Annotated in this window: 16 protein-coding genes; 5 read left to right on the top strand and 11 right to left on the bottom strand. The window is 68.4% G+C overall.

Annotation, left to right across the window (positions count from 1 at the left end; genetic code table 11):
- Window positions 1-166: 166 nt before the first annotated feature.
- The 8 genes from J3A75_RS31455 to J3A75_RS31420 all read right to left on the bottom strand — a co-directional run bounded on the left by J3A75_RS31455 (window position 167) and on the right by J3A75_RS31420 (window position 10139).
- The gene (locus tag J3A75_RS31455) at window positions 167-1864 is read right to left on the bottom strand and encodes a GMC family oxidoreductase (protein WP_071000263.1); all 1698 of its coding nucleotides are present in this window, start codon (window positions 1862-1864) and stop codon (window positions 167-169) included.
- Window positions 1865-1878: 14 nt separating this feature from the next.
- Window positions 1879-2538, bottom strand: coding sequence for a gluconate 2-dehydrogenase subunit 3 family protein (locus J3A75_RS31450; RefSeq protein WP_043074858.1), 660 nt, complete (start codon window positions 2536-2538; stop codon window positions 1879-1881).
- 14 nt (window positions 2539-2552) lie between these two features.
- Window positions 2553-3539 (bottom strand): hypothetical protein, encoded by a 987-nt coding sequence (locus J3A75_RS31445; RefSeq protein WP_236961837.1) that lies wholly within the window; start codon window positions 3537-3539, stop codon window positions 2553-2555.
- A 40-nt stretch (window positions 3540-3579) separates the two neighbouring features.
- On the bottom strand, window positions 3580-4674 hold the full coding sequence (locus tag J3A75_RS31440; protein WP_071000262.1) for an enolase C-terminal domain-like protein: 1095 nt from the start codon (window positions 4672-4674) through the stop codon (window positions 3580-3582).
- A gap of 15 nt (window positions 4675-4689) precedes the next feature.
- Window positions 4690-6477, bottom strand: a complete 1788-nt coding sequence (locus J3A75_RS31435; protein WP_043074856.1) for a thiamine pyrophosphate-requiring protein — start codon at window positions 6475-6477, stop codon at window positions 4690-4692.
- Window positions 6478-6657: 180 nt separating this feature from the next.
- On the bottom strand, window positions 6658-7602 hold the full coding sequence (locus tag J3A75_RS31430) for an SMP-30/gluconolactonase/LRE family protein (RefSeq protein ID WP_043074855.1): 945 nt from the start codon (window positions 7600-7602) through the stop codon (window positions 6658-6660).
- 651 nt (window positions 7603-8253) lie between these two features.
- Window positions 8254-9690: a YncE family protein gene (locus J3A75_RS31425; protein WP_007557737.1), complete on the bottom strand. Its 1437-nt coding sequence runs from the start codon at window positions 9688-9690 to the stop codon at window positions 8254-8256.
- Complete coding sequence (locus J3A75_RS31420; RefSeq protein WP_007557739.1) at window positions 9687-10139, bottom strand: DUF305 domain-containing protein; 453 nt, start codon at window positions 10137-10139, stop codon at window positions 9687-9689. Before J3A75_RS31420 ends, J3A75_RS31425 begins: the two co-directional genes overlap by 4 nt.
- A 181-nt stretch (window positions 10140-10320) precedes the next feature.
- Between J3A75_RS31420 and J3A75_RS31415 the strand changes: the two genes are divergently transcribed.
- From J3A75_RS31415 to J3A75_RS31395, 5 genes are read left to right on the top strand one after another with little or no spacing between them, the layout of a single operon-like run.
- Window positions 10321-10704, top strand: coding sequence for a hypothetical protein (locus tag J3A75_RS31415; RefSeq protein ID WP_007557741.1), 384 nt, complete (start codon window positions 10321-10323; stop codon window positions 10702-10704).
- A gap of 43 nt (window positions 10705-10747) precedes the next feature.
- On the top strand, window positions 10748-11257 hold the full coding sequence (locus tag J3A75_RS31410) for an RNA polymerase sigma factor (RefSeq protein WP_043074853.1): 510 nt from the start codon (window positions 10748-10750) through the stop codon (window positions 11255-11257).
- A complete protein-coding gene (locus J3A75_RS31405; protein WP_043074852.1) occupies window positions 11254-12063 on the top strand; it encodes an anti-sigma factor family protein in 810 nt (269 codons plus the stop codon). Before J3A75_RS31410 ends, J3A75_RS31405 begins: the two co-directional genes overlap by 4 nt.
- Window positions 12060-12950 carry a LysR family transcriptional regulator gene (locus J3A75_RS31400; RefSeq protein ID WP_007557747.1) on the top strand — a complete coding sequence of 297 codons (891 nt, stop codon included), beginning with the start codon at window positions 12060-12062 and terminating at the stop codon, window positions 12948-12950. The genes J3A75_RS31405 and J3A75_RS31400 overlap by 4 nt, the downstream gene beginning before the upstream one ends.
- Window positions 12947-13318, top strand: a complete 372-nt coding sequence (locus J3A75_RS31395; protein WP_007557749.1) for a YidH family protein — start codon at window positions 12947-12949, stop codon at window positions 13316-13318. Before J3A75_RS31400 ends, J3A75_RS31395 begins: the two co-directional genes overlap by 4 nt.
- Before the next feature lie 3 nt (window positions 13319-13321).
- Here J3A75_RS31395 and J3A75_RS31390 read toward each other — a convergent pair whose 3' ends face one another.
- From J3A75_RS31390 to J3A75_RS31380, 3 genes are all read right to left on the bottom strand, one after another.
- Entirely contained in the window at window positions 13322-14407 is a 1086-nt protein-coding gene (locus J3A75_RS31390) for a sulfite oxidase (protein ID WP_007557751.1), read from the bottom strand.
- A gap of 78 nt (window positions 14408-14485) precedes the next feature.
- Complete coding sequence (locus tag J3A75_RS31385; RefSeq protein ID WP_007557753.1) at window positions 14486-15469, bottom strand: beta-propeller fold lactonase family protein; 984 nt, start codon at window positions 15467-15469, stop codon at window positions 14486-14488.
- Between the two features lie 183 nt (window positions 15470-15652).
- Window positions 15653-15991 carry a c-type cytochrome gene (locus J3A75_RS31380; RefSeq protein ID WP_007557755.1) on the bottom strand — a complete coding sequence of 113 codons (339 nt, stop codon included), beginning with the start codon at window positions 15989-15991 and terminating at the stop codon, window positions 15653-15655.
- Window positions 15992-16001: the final 10 nt, after the last annotated feature.

Raw genomic sequence — 16001 nt, 5'->3', positions numbered from 1 at the left:
GGCTGTCAGTCGCCCCTTTCGTTTCCATCCTGACGATTTGGCCTCGAACCTCCGATGACTCCGCAATGCCTCAGTAACCGTAGCCGTAGGCCCGGCAACCGTACCTATAGTTCGGCGCGTAGCCATCACCGGCGTATGAATTTGCGTCATCGACACGCGAAGCCGGTCACCGCCTCCTCGCGAGTATCCGGTCCGCCGTACGCAACGCGACCGCTTGGATCGTGAGCGAGGGATTGACCCCCCCAACCGTCGGGAAGACCGAACCGTCGCAGACGTACAGGTTCGGGATGTCCCAGGACCGGCAATCGGCATCGACCACGGAGGTCCGCGGGCCGGACCCCATCCGGGCGGTGCCGTTCAGGTGGCAGGTGTCATCACCCTGGTCCCAGACCTCGCGCCCGCCCGCGGCCGATAGGGCCTCGCGCATGAACTTGAGCGCGTGCCGGTTCAACGCCTTGTCGTTGTCGCACCAGGAGTAGGTGATGCGCGCCACCGGCAGCCCGTACTGATCCTTCACGTCCGCGAGGGTCACCCGGTTGCGCTCCTGCGGCATGTACTCGGAGACGACCTTGAGCCCGGCGACGTGGTTGTAGCGCTGCATCTCCGAGACGAGCGCCTCCCCCCACAGGCCGTGCGCCGAGGCCTGTGTGTTTGCCCAGAGCTGCGGCAGCGGCCCCTGGCTCATGTAGGAATAGCCACCGAAGAAGTCCTTTACGAAGGGGCCGTGACCCTTGTCGTCGTAGTTCCAGTGCTCGCTGATCGCCAGAGATGGCGGGCCCTTGTAGCTACGGATCTCCTCGTCGAAGACGCCCCAGACCGCTTGGTTGCCCTGGACCATCAGGTTCTTGCCGACGAGGCCCGAGGAGTTGGCGAGGCCGTCCGGGAACTCCTGGTTCGCCGAGTTCAAGAGGAGCCGCGGCGTCTCGATGGCGTAGCCCGCCACCACGACGTTCTTCGCGCGTTGAAACCGCCACTTCCCCTCGCGGAAGTAGTGGACGCCGGTGGCGCGCCCATTCCTCGTCTCGATCCGCCCGACCATGGCGAGGTCGCGGATCTCGGCGCCCGCCTTCAGGGCGCGCGGCAGGTAGCTCACGAGCACGCTCTGCTTGGCGTTGGTCGAGCAGCCCAGCGTGCAGAAACCCCGGTAGACGCAAGGCGGTGCGTCGCCGTGCGGCGCCGAGACCGTAGCGAGCGGCGTCGGCGTCCAGTTGATGCCCATCGCCTCCGCGCCCCGGGCCAGCACCTTGGCGGCGGCGTTGATCTCGTGCGCACGGCGGTGATAGCGGCGACGGTGCGGTCCCCATGGGTAGGAGACCGGGCCGGAGATCTTCAGGTCGTCCTCGACCTGATCGTAGTAGCGCCACATCTCCCGCCAATCGAGCGGCCAGTCGGCGCCGTAGCCCATCAGGGTGCGGGTCTTGAACCATTCCGGTCGGAAACGCAGGGCGACCATGGCGTAGTGTACGGTCGAGCCACCCACCGCCTTGCCGGAATTGTTCGAGCCCATCTGCAGCGGGTTCTCGCCGTCGACGATGCGCTCGTCCGTCCAGTAGAGCTTGGACTGATGGCTCTCGTCCGAGGCGAAATCCTCCAGCGGCCGGAAATACGGTCCGGCGTCGAAGGCCACCACCGACACGCCACCCTCCGCGAGCCGGCAGGCCAGGGTGCCGCCGCCCGCGCCGGTGCCGACGATGGCGAAGTCGACCTCCTCCTCGTCCCGGTGCTGGCGCATCGGCACCCATTCGCCGATCCGCATGACGTTGGGCGCGCGGCCGTCGCGGGCGCGGGGATGGTGCTCCGGGTCGTCGCCGGGCGTGGCGTGCTTGGGGTTGTCGGCGGCGTTGCCGAGGCCGGGGATGCGCATGGACGGAGGTATCCTTATCGACCGACCCGAAGGTTCTCTTGGTAGGCCTCGTCCTCGCGGCCGGGCTTGGCCTCGGCGGCCTCCCAGGGGTCGCGGCGGTCGAAATCCATGCGCACGTAGCCGCGCGGGCTCGCCGGGCCGCCCCAGCCGATCTCGTTCCAGGCCGTGGGGTGGGCGTAGTACGCCTTGACCACATCGGCGAGGACGCGCTGGTGGAAGAACAGCTTCGAGGGCATGCCCTCCCAGACCGCACCGGTCAGGTCACCCTTTTCAGCAAGCTTCAGAAGCTCGTCCTGCGCCCAGGCGCCGAGTTCGTGGAAGCGTGCCCCGAACCGTGCCCGTGCCTCGGCATCGAGGGCGCGCAGTCCCAGGCGCCATGCCTCGCGCTCCCCGGGCATTTCGGCGTTGCGGTAGCCGTCGCGGGTATCGGTCGCGAGCTTGTGGTCCACGAGGGCGGCCACCGGAACCGGATCCCCCCGGTCGGCGGGTTGCGGGACGATCCGCTCGGCCAGCGACTTCATCGTCGACCATTCGGCCTCGTCGAAGAAGCGGCGCGTCTCAGGTCCGATGGCGAGCCGTTCCTCCAAAACCTCGCGGGTCTTGGCGTTCCAGGACGGGCCGTCGCGCTTCGCGAGCACGTCGTAGCCCGGATAAAGGTCCAGTCTCGGACGCATGATGATCTTTCGGGTCAGAAGCGGAAGCGGCTGCGTTCGATGAGTTCGAGGGCCGCGAGCCCCCCGAGCGCCACCCCCGAGAAGGAGGGCGGGGCCGGCAGAGGCGGCCCGTCGATGAGGTTCTGGCGCCAGTTGGACCAGCCGCCCATCATCCGGGCGACGCCGTAGCCGTGGAACGCGACGCCACCGACGCCCATCGCCGAGACCGCCCACATCCCCCACTTGGCGCCCGATTGACTCGCTCCCTCCGGTTTGGTCGCGGCGCGGACGAGAAGGGCGGCGGCAAGCGGCGGCAGGGTGACGGGAACGAACATCGCCGGGTTCTGGAAAGCACCCCGGAAGTGAAGCAGCCCGGCCTCCAGGGTCGTGCCGGCGAGCATGCCCGCCGTGGCGACTGCAAGGGAGCGCCCCGCCGGCAAGCCACCGAGCCGCGGCTCGTCGGGGTCGGCGTCGCGCACGCGCTCGGCGATGACCCCGAGGACGCCGGCCAGCGTCAGAGCCATCGGCGCGCCGATGGGGGCGGAATAGAACAGGTTCTGGAAGGAATACCCACCCTCGCGCTTGCCGACGTTGTAGGCGTGGAAGCCGAAGCCGATCAGCCCTGTCAGGCCGGCGAGCGCCTGCACCCCGTGCCGGACGCGGGAGCTGCCGGGGTCGGTGTCGCCGGCCCCGTGCAGGGACGCCGCCAGGATGACGCTGGACACGACGATGGGCGTGTACATCGCCCGGTTGAAGAACTGGCCGCGGTAGTGCTCCAGGCCGGAATCGAACAGTACCGAGGCGGCGAGCATCGTCGAGGCGTGGTTCAGGCGCTGTGCCGCGCTCGCGGTGACCTCGCGCCCCCGCGGGCTGTAGCTGCGGCCGCCGGCGGCGTGACCTAGGGGCTTGGAACGCCCGGCGGCGAACCAGGTCAACAAACCGGCCCCCGCCGCCACCGCGGCGAGGACCACCACCGGGTGGACGGCCGCCTCAACTCTCACAGGTGCGACGCGCCGCTTCATGCCTGGCGCATGTTGACGTTTCGGCGGGGGTGGGCCGCGATCAGACGGCATAGGCATCGGCATCCCGGGTCTTGAGGGTGAGGCCGTGTCCCGGCCGGGTCAGATCGGGGGTGATCACGCTATCGCGCGGTGCGGGCGCCCCGTCGAACAGCATCCGCTCGATGCGGACGTGGTCGTGGAACCATTCGAGGTGTCGGAAGCGGGGAGCCGCAACCGCCACCGGGAGGTGCAAGGCGGGGGCGCAGTGGCCGGACAGATCGATATGCGCCGCCTCGCACAGGGCCGCGATCTTCAGAAACCCGCTGTAGCCGCCGCAGCGGGTCACGTCCGCCTGGGCCACGTCGACTGCCCCTACGTCGAGCAGTCCACGCAAATCGTTCAAGGTGTAGATGTACTCGCCCGCGGCGACTTCGATGCCGGCAGGCGTAGAGGCACGGACGGAAGCCATACCTGCGGGATCGTCACTGGACACGGGTTCCTCGAACCACGCCACGTCGTAGCGGTGTGCTTCGTGCGCAAGGGCGACGGCGCGCTTCGGGGTGAAGGCGCCATTGGCGTCGATGAACAGACGTGCATTGCCGATGGCTGCCTTCGCCACCGCCATGCGCGCCGGGTCGTGCTCGGGAGCGCTGCCGACCTTCATCTTCACCGCCCGGCAGCCGTCTCGCTCGACCCACCCGGCAAGCTGCTCGCGCAACTGCCGGTCGCCGTAGCTCGTGAAGCCGCCGCTGCCGTAGATCTCCGCGTGTTCCCGCGCCTGCCCGAACAGGCTCGCCAGGGATACGTCGAGGAGGCGTGCCTTGAGGTCCCACAAGGCGGTGTCCAATGCCGAGATCGCCGTGGCGGCCAGCCCGGAGCGCCCGAGGTTCCGCACGGCGCCCCACAGCACGGCATTGGCCCGCGGGATGTCGAAGGCGGACAACCCGGTAAGACGCGATGCGAGCGTGCCTACAATCAAGCGCGCGACACTGGCGTCGGTGTAGCTGTAGCCGAGGCCGGTCTCGCCCCCGGCCTCGACATGGACGACAACGAGCGTCGTCCTGTCCCAGCTGAACGTCCCGTCCGCCTCCGGCGCGTCGGTGGGAACGGTGTAGGCTCGCGCCCGCACCGTTCCGATCCTCGGATCGTCATGCATGCCGTAGAAGCCGTCCTACTTGCTGCCCGGTAGGACGGAACTCAGCACCTGTCGGGCGGTGTCGACAAGGAGATGACGCTCCTTCGGGTCGCCCTTGCCGAGCATCGACATGAAGTTCTGCACCTGCTGGAGCGTGAAGAACGGCGGCAGCGGCGGCACCTCGGGGTCGGTCTTTACCTCCAGCACCACCGGCACGGGGCTCGCCAGCGCCTCGTCCCAGGCCGCCCCCATGCGCTGGGGATCATCGACGTAGATGCCCTTCAGGCCGATCAGCTCGGCGAACTTGTGATAGGGCACGTTCGGGATAGTCTGGCTCGCCTCGAACTTCGGGTTGCCCTCCATCACCCGCTGCTCCCAGGTCACCTGGTTCAGGTCCTCGTTGTTGAACACGCAGCAAATCCAGGTCTTGTTCGACCAGCGATGCATGTACTTTGAGACCGTGATCAGTTCGGCCATGTTGTTCATCTGCATGGCGCCGTCGCCGACCAGCGCGATCACCGGCCGGTCGGGATGGGCTACCTTGGCGGCGATGGCGTAGGGGACCGCCGCGCCCATGGAAGCGAGGCCGCCCGACAGCGAGCACATCTGGCCGCGGCGCATCTTCAGGTCGCGGGCGAACCAGTTGGCGCAGGACCCGGAATCCGAAGTGATGATCGCCCGCTCGGGCATGCGCGGCGAGAGTTCCCAGGTGACGCGCTGCGGGTTGACCGGGCTGGCCTTGGCCATCGCCCGGTCCTCGGCCTCCTTCCACCAGGAGACCATCCCCTTCTCGATGCCGGTGCGCCAGGAGCCACCCTCCTTCTTCTGCTCCAGCAGCGGCAGCAGGGCACGCAGGGTCTCGGCGGACTCGCCGCAGAGCGGCACCTCCATCGGGTACCGCAGCGACAGCATCTCCGGTGAGATGTCGATCTGCACACCGCGGGCCTGCCCCTCCTTCGGGAGGAACTCGGCCCAGGGAAAGCCGGAACCGATCATCAGGAGGGTGTCGCAGTCCTCCATCATGTCCGAGGACGGCTTGGACCCGAGCAATCCGATGGTGCCGGTCACGAACGGCAGGTCGTCCGGCAGCGCCGCCTTGCCGAGCAGCGCCTTGGCGACGCCGGCCTGAAGCTTATTGGCGACGGCGATGACCTCGTCGGTGGCGTGCAAGGCGCCCGCACCGACCAGGATCGCGACCTTCTTGCCGGCGTTCAACACGTCGGCGGCGCGGCGCAGATCGGCGTCGAAGGGCACGACCTTCGGGGCGGTGTAGCCCACCCCGGAGAAGGTGTTGCCGTGCTTGCGTACCGGCTCCTCGTAGGGAACGTCCTGCAGGTCGTTCGGTAGAATGATGGCCGAGACCTTCCGTTCGGCCTTAGCGATCCGCATGGCGCGGTCGACGATGTGGCGGACCTGCGCGGGCGAGGACGCCTGCTGCACGTAGGCCGAGACGTCCTTGAAGACGCTCGTGAGGTCGAATTCCTGCTGGTAGTGGGCGCCATTGACGTTGCGCGCCTGCTGCCCGCAGATGGCGAGAAGCGGCACGTGGTCGAGATGGGCGTCGTACATCCCGGTGAGCAGGTGCGTCGCGCCGGGACCGGAGGTCGCCATGCAGACGCCGACCTCGCCGGTGAACTTGGCGTAGGCCGCGGCCATGAACGCCGCCATCTCCTCGTGGCGGACCTGGATGAACTCGAACGGCAGGTCGTTGCGCTGGAGGGCGCCGAGCAGGCCGTTGATGCCGTCGCCGGGATAGCCGAAGATCTTCTTCACCCCCCACTCGGCCAGGCGCTTCCAGAAAAAGTCGGCGACGGCTTCGGCCATGGCGGATCCTCGGAATAGGTATTGGTGCCGCCCGCTGGGCGAACGTGGTCGGGGGCGGCATGGGATGAAGCCTGCGTGTACCGGCACACGGCTTCCTTAGTCCGAGGCCAACCTCGCGTGGGAACCCAGGTTCCTAGGAGTTTCCGGAGCGTTCTGACGATGCCGTGATTTCACCCCGATCTACTGGGCGGCGAGGTCCAGGGCGTACAGGTGCTGTTTGGACGTGATGAACAGCCGTTGCTGCTCCGGGGAGAAGCAGAGATTGGAGCACACCTGAGGCGTGGGAATCAGTCCGAGCCGGTGCCCCTCCGCGGAGAGGACTTGAACCCCTGCCTCCGAGCTCGTCCAGATCCAGCCGCGATGGTCCACGCGGAACCCGTCCGGCACGCCGGGCTCGACCTCGGCAAAGACCCGCGGTTCGCCCAGGGTTCGGTCATCCACGACCGCGTAGGCGTGGATCGTGTGCCCGTCACCGCCCTCGGTCCGTGAAGTGTCGCTGACGTACAGGGTGTGCCCGTCCGGCGAGAAGGCCAGCCCGTTCGGTTGGCCGAGGTCGGCCATGCGCCTGACGGAGCCGTCCGCCGGGTCAAATCTGTAGACGCTGTGATGGCCCAGGTCGGACGCGGCCAACACCCCCTGCCTGGGTAGCCGTAGCCCATAGGCTGGATCGGTGAACCAGAGGGCGCCGTCGGCGGCGCAGACCACGTCGTTCGGAGCGTTGAACCGGCGGCCCTCGTAGGTCTCGACCAGGGCCTCGTAGTGTCCGTCCGGGGATGTGCGTGACAGGCGGCGGTTGCCGTGCTCGCAGTGGATGAGGTTGCCGTCCCGGTCGACCGTGTTGCCATTGATGAACGGGGTTGCGTCGATGACGACCCGCACGCAGCCGTCGGCGTGCCAGCCAAGCACCCGGCGCCCCTCGACATCGGACCAGACCAATATGTCCCGCGCGGGCCACCAGGTCGGCCCCTCGCTGAAGACGGCCTGATCGTAGAGCGAGACGAGACGGGCGTGGTAGGGCACTACCTCGGTGAAGCGCGGGTCGGACGCCCGGGGTGGATCGACGTGGTGGACGGGCTCGGGCGGACCGGGTCGCCGCAGCAGATTCGACGCGGGTTCAGCGTTCATGATCCCTCCCTGATCGAAGTTTTAGGGCACCTCAGTGGGTGCATGTCTCGAACGGTTAATCCCTCCGGGTTGATGTCGTTCTCCCGCCACCCCCGGCTGACTTGTCGGGTACGACCTAAAGAATGCGGGATCGTCGAAGATCATGAATCAAGAAAAACGCCGATCTTTTCGATGACGACTGCAGCCGGCACCTTGGGGCTAGGTTACTGTCGGCGCACGTCCCGAAGGTCGAACGCAATCGCGAACCTCGTCTTCAGGGCGGCATGGAGACCATTTTAGAAATGGGTGCCCAGCTAAACGCAAGCCCGACCGTGGAATATCGTTCCGTAGCGTCGCCTCATGCGAATGGCCGATCGCAGCTGGTAGCGTCCACTTACGGGATATTGTCAGAACCATCTGAATGACCGGGATGGGCGCGAAGACGAATGTCCGGTGTTGCGCGCTCCAGCGGTACGGCGTGACAAAGTGGGGCCGAAAGCGACTGGTCCGCTTCGGAGAACTCCCGCGGGAAAAGCGGACAGCCTCCTATCGACCCAACTGCGCCGTAGAAGCAGTCCGACGTCGTTCTCGAAAGCAGACATCGAAACTGGGCTCGCGCCGCCAAGGTACTCTTATGAGTGTTCGCCTTCCGAACTAGCGCCCCCCACTCGATCAATCCACAGTCTGCATCTGGACGACACTGCCGAGTTCACCGGGCTTGCCCGAGACCACCACGAGGTAGCGCCGGCTAGCGCCGGCATCCGTGCGGGTGACCTGTCGGATCGGGCCGATCGCGTTGACGATGGCCGCGCCGGCCGGGTTGGTCATGAAGGCGGCGAGCGGCTCCAGGCCGGTCGCTCCCTTCGGATTGGCGGCGAGCGCCAGCACGAAGGGCATTTTCGCGGGCAGTCCTGTGACCGCGGCCTGTAGCGTTTGCAGCACGCCTTGGTCGAACAGGGTGACCTGCGTCGCCGGCTTGTCATCGGAACCGGTGAGCGTCAGCGCGCTGGTCTTGCCGGCAGCACCCAGCGGCTGGAGGTTCTGCTTTCCGTCGCCCTCCGGCACGGCGTTCGGGACGTAGGCGACGCCCTGCGGACCCTGCCCGATCGGCACCTCAGCGATCACCGTGTTCGACGCCGTGTCGATCACCGCCGCCATGTCGGCGTTCTCCAGGCCGACATAGACGCGGCTGCCGTCGCCCGAGGGCCAGAGCCCGTGCGGCAGGGCGCCGGTCGCGATGGTGGCGACCTGAGAGAAGTCGTCGGTGCGGAACACCTTGAGCTGGTTCAGGCCGCCGATCGTCACGTAGGCGAACTGGCCGGCCTTGGTCGAGACGATGTTGACGTGGTTGGTGATCGGCCCGGTCTCGATCGTCTTCAGCGGCGCGAAGGGCGGACGCGCCGAAAACACTTGGGTGCGGCCGACATCCTTAAGGGTGAACCACACCTGCTTGCCGTCCGGCGTCGCGGCGATGTCGGGGCAGAACGGGCTCTCTTGCTTCACGCGGCCGACGATGGTGTGGGTCTTGGTGTCGATGACGACGGTCTCGGGGCTGAAGCTGGAGCAGACGTAGCCGTAGGCGCCGTCCGGCGAGAAGATCGTCATGCCGGGCCCGTTCGGTACGGTGATCCGGCGGGTCTCCTTGGCGGTGGCGGCATCGAGCACCGCGATATGGTCCTCGCCGCGCACGCTCACCCAAACCTCTCGGCCGTCCGGCGTGAAGAAGGCTTCGTGCGGCGAGCGGCCGACATAGGCGGTGTGGCGGACCGCGTTGGTCGCCGTGTCTATGAAGCTCACGGAGTTCGAACCGATCGAGACCGCGAGCAGGGTCCTGTGGTCCGGCGAGAAGCCCATGCCGTGAACCAGAAGCTGCCCGCGATAGAGCGGGCTCAGGTTCATCGGCGTCGGGTCGCCGAGCCGGATCACCCCGAGCAGGGTGTTGGCGGCGGGATCGACCACCGAGACCGTGTTGGAGAACTGGTCGGAGGTGTAGAACCGATCCTTGCCGCTAACCGGCACGTCCGGGGCGGAAGCTGCGCCCGGGGCCTGCCCGGCGAGCGCCGGGCCGGAGAGCAGCGCGAGGGCGAGGATAGTCAGGGCGGTCTTCATCGGCGGGTCTCCGAGGGCATGGCGGCGGGGGCTGCACTGTGGTCGTGGGAATGGGCCGCACCAGTCGATGGCTGCGGCGCTTTAGGAAGACTGGCGAGCGCACGGCGCATCACATCGATCTCCTGGCCCTGCTCGACGACGATTCCTTGCGCGAGGCGACGCAGGACCGGATCCTTGCCGTAGAGCAGCTCCGCCTTGGCCATCGCGATCGCGCCCTCGTGGTGGGGGATCATCATCGCGGCGAAATCGCGGTCGGGATCGCCCGAGGGCGGGACCATCATGTCGGCGTGCATCCGCGTCATCGACTGCGCCATCATCGCGTCGAACGACGTTGACGACGCGGCCGGAGGCTCGCTGGCGGCCAGCGTCGGGCGCATCATCATCCGGCCGCCGACGAGGCCGCTCGCCATCAGCGCCGACGTCACGGCAAATCCCAGTGCTCCGCGCATGCGGCCTCCTCGCGATCCGGTATCAATGGAAGGGATGCCAGAGGACCGCCTTTATTCCGCGGCGGGGCCGAAAAAGCGTTCGCGCCGATGGGATCGCCTTTTTTCGTGTGTCAGCGGAATAAAGGCGCCCGTTTCGCATCCCTCCCGATGCGGTCATGCTCGACCGCGGGAGACTTCACCCATGCGCAATCTGCTGATCCGCACCGCCTTCGCGGCTATCGCCTTCTCCGCCGTGGCCGCCCAGGCCGCCGCGCCCGCCATGACGGCCGAGACCGCCAAGGGGCCGGCGCTCGTGGATGCCAAGAGCATGACCCTCTACACCTTTGACAAGGACATGGGCGGCAAGTCGATGTGCAACGGCCCCTGCGCCGCCAACTGGCCGGCCCTGACGGCTGCCTCCGGATCGGCGGCCTCCGGCGATTGGACGACGGTGACCCGGGACGACGGCACGATGCAGTGGGCCTACAAGGGCAAGCCGCTCTACACCTTCGCCAAGGACACCAAGCCGGGCGACACCACCGGTGACGGCTTCCTCAACGGTGCGTGGCACATCGCAAAGCCCTGATCGGTGAATGCCCGGATCGGCTCCCTCTGATTGGGACACGTCGTTGGACGAGATCGCCCCCCTGATCGAACCGCAGATCCCGGCCCTGCGGCGCTACGCGGTCGCGCTTCTTCGGGATCGCGAAGCGGCGGACGACCTCGTCCAGGACACCCTGGAGCGGGCATTGTCCGCCTGGTCCGGGCGTCGCCGCGACGGCGACCTGCGGGCGTGGTTGTTCACGATCGAGCGCAACCTGTTCCTCGCCGCCGTCCGACGCCGGGGCCGGCGCGGCGCCGATCTCGGCGCGGAAGTGTTGGAGCAGGTGCCCGATCCGAGCGCCGACCCGGGGGCAGCTTTGGGAGCCCGTGACGTACTCGCAGGGCTCGACACCCTGCCCGAGGAGCAGCGCTCGGTGTTGCTCCTCGTGGCGGTGGAGGACCTGTCCTATGCCGAAGCGGCACAGGTGCTCGGGGTGCCGCTCGGCACGGTGATGTCACGATTGAGCCGGGCGCGCACGCGGATGCGCGGATTTGTGGAGACGGGCCGGACAGGCCTGCTGAGGAGGGTTAAATGAGCGGGGATCCGCGCCCGGTCGGCGAGGACGATCTGCACGGCCTGATCGACGGCCGCCTTGAACCGGAGCGGCAGGCGCTGGTCGAGGCGTGGCTCGTGGGGAACCCCGCGCGTGCGGCTGAAGTCTCGACGGACCGAGTTCTGCGCGAGCGCCTGCGCGCCCGCCTCGCGCCGATCGCCGAGGAGGCGATCCCGGCGCGACTGCGGGTGGCCAACATCCGCTCGCGACACCTGTACCCTGGCGCACGCTGGTTCCCCATGGCGGCTGCGGCCGTGCTCTGCCTCGCGCTCGGCAGTGCCGGCGGCTGGGTTGGCCATGCCCTGCACGGTGTGCCCGCGGCGGCGGCGGTGGCGGAGGCACCGGCGACGCAGGACGCGGTCGCAGCCTTCCGCACCTTCGTGGTCGAGGCGGTGCATCCGGTGGAGGTGCGCGCCGACGAGAAGCCCCACCTCGTGACGTGGCTCTCGAAGCGTCTCGGTCACGCGGTCGCGGCCCCCGACCTCTCGGCGCAGGGCTTCCGGCTGATGGGCGGGCGCCTGTTGCCGGCCGGCACCGAGCCCGCGGCGATGTTGATGTACGACGACGACCGCGGCACCCGGCTGACGCTCTACAGCCGCGTCGGTGACGGCGACGGCCGCACGCTCTTCCGCTTCGCCCGCGAGGGCGACATCGCTGCCTTCTCCTGGGTCGATGGTGGCATGTCATACGTCGTCACCGGCCGCACCGACGAGGCCCGGCTGCTCTCCGTCGCGCAGGCGGTCGATGCGCACGTCCGCGACCTCGCGCCGGATCGTCGGCAGCCATGACCCTCGATCAGCTTCGCATCTTCGTGGCGGTGGCCGAGCGACAGCACGTGACGCGGGCCGCCGAGGCGCTGAACCTCGTCCAGTCGGCGGTCAGCACGGCGATCGCCAACATCGAGGGGCGGCACGCGACGAAGCTGTTTCACCGGGTTGGCCGCGGGATCGAGCTGACCGAAGCAGGGCGCGTGTTCCTCGTCGAGGCCCGCGCCGTGCTCGCCCGGGCCGAGGCCGCCGAACTTGTGCTCGCCGACCTCAGCGGCCTACGACGCGGGACGCTGGCGCTTTTTGCCAGCCAGACCATCGCCAGCGACTGGCTGCCTCGCCACCTCGTCGCCTTCCGCCGGGCCTACCCTGAGATCGCTATCCGGTTGGCGGTGGGCAACACCACCGACGCCGCCGACGCGGTGCGCGCGGGGCAGGCCGAACTCGGCTTCGTCGAGGGGGCGCTGGACGACCCGACGCTCGCAAGCACGACCATCGCCCAGGACAAACTCGTCCTCGTGGTCGCCCCAAACCATCCCTTCGCCGGGGCGGCTGCACTCGCACCCGAAGACCTCGCCGGGGCCGACTGGGTGCTGCGCGAAGCGGGATCGGGAACCCGCTCGGCCTTCGAGGCGACCCTGGGTGCGGCCGGCCTTGCCGCGGCCCAGCTCCGGGTCATGCTCGAACTGCCCTCGAACGAGGCAGTGCGCGCCGCCGTCGAGGCCGGGGGCGGGGCCGCCGTCCTGTCCGAGACCGTGGTCGCCGCAGCGCTTCGAACCGGGACCCTGGTGCGGGCGGCGTTCGACTTACCGAGCCGGCCGTTCCGGGTGCTGCGCCACAAGGAGCGCTACCGCAGCCGGGCCGCCGACGCGCTTCTCGACCTGATCGCGACGGCGAACATCAAATGAGCGAGCCCGCGAAACCAGTGCCCCCCGACGACCCGCGGGTGAGGCTCGCCGAGGACCGGACGGTGCTGGCAGCCGAGCGTACGTTCGTGGCGTGGCTTCGAACCGGGCTCGCCTTTCTGGGCGTCGGCTTGGCCGCGCAGCGCTTCCTGCGGGAGGTGCTGGCGGTCTGGCCGCTGAAGGTGCTGTCGCTCACGTTGATCGGCTGCGCGCTTGCCTCGTTCGCCGGCGCCGCATGGCGGGACCGGGCGATCCGGGCGCGTCTCGCCCATGCCGAGATCCCGATGATGCCGCGCATCCTCACCATCGGGATCGCGGCCTTGCTGATCGCGATCTCGGGCCTCGCGGCCACCGCCTTGCTCTGGGCGTGATGATCAGGCCACGGTGACCCGCACCCGGTGCCATGCGGCGCTAAGGTAGCCCTTGTAGTTCCAGGTGTCGTCGGGGGCGGCCGGCTGGGTCTGGCCGGCGGAGTCCCAGGCCCGCACCGCAAGTTCGTGCTCGCCGGCCGTCAGCTCGCGCTCGATCTCCCAGAATGTCCACGCGTAGGGCGCGTCGGCATCGCGGTCGATCCGGGCCTGCGCCCAGCTGCGGCCGCCATCCGTCGAGACGTCGACGCGGGCGACCGCGCGGTCGCTGGCGATGGCATAGCCGCGGATCGCGTGCCGGCCGGCCTTCAACGCCGCGCCGCGGGCGGGCTCGCAGATCGCGCTGTTGAGCGGCATCGCCTCGATGGTGATGCCGTGGGCGGGGTCCGCGGTCTCGGCCGTCACGTCGGGCGGAAACAGCTTGTAGTCGTCGGCCTGCATCGGGTTGTCGGAGGGCCGGTCCTGCACCGTGATCCGGGCGAGCCATTTCGGGCTGCGGATGCCGGCAAATCCCGGCACCACCACGCGCAACGGATGGCCGTGCTCGGGGGCGAGAGGCTCGCCGTTCATCGCGAAGGCAAGCAGCGTCTCGGGCGCCAGCGCCTTGGCGAGAGGGATCGAGGCGCCGAAGCGCGTGTCCGTGTCCGCGATCCGGTCGTGGCTCTCGAAGGCGACGTAGCGCTCTTCATCTGCATCGATGCCGGCCGCGCGCAGCACCTCGGCGAGCCGCACGCCGGTCCATTCCGCGTTGCCGATGGCACCGGGCGCCCACGGGTCACCGGAGACCGGCGCCACCGCCAGCATGTCGGCCCGTCTGTTGCCGGCGCATTGCATCACCGCCGTGACGGTGGCGTGCGCAAAGCGCGCCTTGAGTTCCGCGAGGGAGAGTTCGAGCGGCATGGTGACCATGCCATCTACCGTCAGGCGGTAGCTGTCGGCGTCGAGGTCCGGGATGTCGCCGTGGCTGCGGACGTAGAAGTCGGCCTGTTCGGTGAGGAACGCCGCCCGCAGGCGATCGAGCGGCGGCTCGGCGTTGTAGGGCGCCTTTCCGTGGACGATGAGGCGGTCCTTGCGCTGGAACAGGCGGAGCATGGGGTCTTTGTCCTGCGTACTTGACATGTCGACGACGAGAACGCGCCGGGGGCGATAAGGCCCCCGGCGCGCGTCGCCTCAGGGCTTCATTGTCGAGACCACCGCATTCTTCGCGCGATCGACCACGGCGACGCTGAGATCGCGGTTGAGGACGTAGGCGCGGGCGTTGTCGGCCGAGAACGCGATCGCCTGGCGCGGCTCGTTCAGGCCGGTCACCGTGGCGACAACCTTGAGGGTGCCGGTGTCGATCACTGAGAGTGAGTTGTCCTTGAGGTTGCCGGAATAGACGAAGCGACCGTCCGGTGTCAGTGCGGCTCCGTAGGGGTCCTTGCCCACCTCCACCTCGGAGGTGACTTTGCGGGCGGCGATATCGACCACGCCGATGGTATTGCGGCCGCTGTTGGCGGCAAACAGCGTCTTGCCGTCCTTGGTGATCGAGATGGCGCGCAGCTTGTCGAACCCAGCGATCTCGCCGGTGATCTTGTTGGTGGCGGTATCGACCAACGTGATTTTGTCGCCGAGGAAGTTCGTCACGAACACGGTCTTGCCGTCGGGCGACAGCTTCACGCCCTGGCGCGGCTGCGCGAAGCCGGGAATCACGGCATCTGCCAGCATAGTCTTGGTGTCGAACACGGTCAGCGTGCTCGCGGCCTCGTTGTTGACGTAGAGCTTGCCCCCGTCGGCCGAGAGCACGGTGCCGAAGACCCCGGGCCCGGCGGCGAGAACGCCGGCTTCCTTGCCGGTGGCGGTCTCGTAGACCGTGATCCGGCCGGTGCCGCTGTCGGAGACGTAGAAGCGGGCGCCGTCCGGCGCGAACACGATGTTGCGCGGCGTGACGAAGCCGTCGAGGCGGCGCAGCACCGTGCCCTTGGCGACGTCGTAGACGACGACGGCGCTCTCCTCGCTGTTCGATACAGCGGCGACGGTCCCGGCAGCGTTCAGCGCCAAGGCGTTGTTCTTGATCGCGCCGTCGAAACCAGCGGCGGACCCGGGCTGGCCCTGGGCGAGAAGCAAGGCAGCTCCGGCGAGGAAGGCGCGGAGACTGGTGCGGATATGGGTCATGAAGCGGGTCTCTTGGGCATGCGCGCTCGTTCGGCGGCCGGGGCCAGCCGTGCGGGCGGGTTCGAAATCGGATTGCGTCGTGCGGGACCGGTCCGGCCATGCATCGCCTTAAGGAGATGCCAGCGAGGGCGGTCTATTCCCCGAGGCCGGCGAAAAAACGCGGCGGCCTCGGGATTCGGGAGTTCAGGGGGTCGGCTTCAACGCCGTGAGGTAGTCGACGATGGTCTGCACGTCGGCCTGATCGACCGGAGCCTTGTAGATGTGGACCATCTTGTTCACGGTCTCGGTCCACTGCGCCTTCGTGAGCTTGGGCTGGGTCAACACCATCCCGGCCGAATGGCAGGCGAGGCAGTTGTTGTTGACCGCCTCGGCCCCGGGCCCGTCGGGGAAGATCCGGTCGGAGGTCGGCATCTCGATCGATTGCGAGGTGAAGCGCATCGGCTCGGGAGCCGGGGCGGCGAGCGCCACCAGGGGAGACAGTATGAGCGCGACGCTGAGGGCTGCAGAGCGGATCGGGGTCATGGCTGTTCTC

The organism is Methylobacterium sp. PvP105 (assembly GCF_017876975.1).
In the GTDB taxonomy this organism is placed as follows: domain Bacteria; phylum Pseudomonadota; class Alphaproteobacteria; order Rhizobiales; family Beijerinckiaceae; genus Methylobacterium; species Methylobacterium radiotolerans.
Note: the sequence above shows the minus strand (reverse complement) of the source record. Positions and strands in the feature narration are given on the sequence as shown.

What these genes read in the sequence shown, in the direction of transcription:
- J3A75_RS31440 (WP_071000262.1), bottom strand. Translation starts at nt 4,674, where the DNA reads ATGCATGACGATCCGAGGATCGGAACGGTGCGGGCGCGAGCCTACACC.
- J3A75_RS31455 (WP_071000263.1), bottom strand. Translation starts at nt 1,864, where the DNA reads ATGCGCATCCCCGGCCTCGGCAACGCCGCCGACAACCCCAAGCACGCC.
- J3A75_RS31430 (WP_043074855.1), bottom strand. Translation starts at nt 7,602, where the DNA reads ATGAACGCTGAACCCGCGTCGAATCTGCTGCGGCGACCCGGTCCGCCC.
- J3A75_RS31405 (WP_043074852.1), top strand. Translation starts at nt 11,254, where the DNA reads ATGAGCGGGGATCCGCGCCCGGTCGGCGAGGACGATCTGCACGGCCTG.
- J3A75_RS31395 (WP_007557749.1), top strand. Translation starts at nt 12,947, where the DNA reads ATGAGCGAGCCCGCGAAACCAGTGCCCCCCGACGACCCGCGGGTGAGG.
- J3A75_RS31390 (WP_007557751.1), bottom strand. Translation starts at nt 14,407, where the DNA reads ATGCTCCGCCTGTTCCAGCGCAAGGACCGCCTCATCGTCCACGGAAAG.
- J3A75_RS31380 (WP_007557755.1), bottom strand. Translation starts at nt 15,991, where the DNA reads ATGACCCCGATCCGCTCTGCAGCCCTCAGCGTCGCGCTCATACTGTCT.
- J3A75_RS31450 (WP_043074858.1), bottom strand. Translation starts at nt 2,538, where the DNA reads ATGCGTCCGAGACTGGACCTTTATCCGGGCTACGACGTGCTCGCGAAG.
- J3A75_RS31435 (WP_043074856.1), bottom strand. Translation starts at nt 6,477, where the DNA reads ATGGCCGAAGCCGTCGCCGACTTTTTCTGGAAGCGCCTGGCCGAGTGG.
- J3A75_RS31415 (WP_007557741.1), top strand. Translation starts at nt 10,321, where the DNA reads ATGCGCAATCTGCTGATCCGCACCGCCTTCGCGGCTATCGCCTTCTCC.
- J3A75_RS31400 (WP_007557747.1), top strand. Translation starts at nt 12,060, where the DNA reads ATGACCCTCGATCAGCTTCGCATCTTCGTGGCGGTGGCCGAGCGACAG.
- J3A75_RS31385 (WP_007557753.1), bottom strand. Translation starts at nt 15,469, where the DNA reads ATGACCCATATCCGCACCAGTCTCCGCGCCTTCCTCGCCGGAGCTGCC.
- J3A75_RS31445 (WP_236961837.1), bottom strand. Translation starts at nt 3,539, where the DNA reads ATGAAGCGGCGCGTCGCACCTGTGAGAGTTGAGGCGGCCGTCCACCCG.
- J3A75_RS31420 (WP_007557739.1), bottom strand. Translation starts at nt 10,139, where the DNA reads ATGCGCGGAGCACTGGGATTTGCCGTGACGTCGGCGCTGATGGCGAGC.
- J3A75_RS31425 (WP_007557737.1), bottom strand. Translation starts at nt 9,690, where the DNA reads ATGAAGACCGCCCTGACTATCCTCGCCCTCGCGCTGCTCTCCGGCCCG.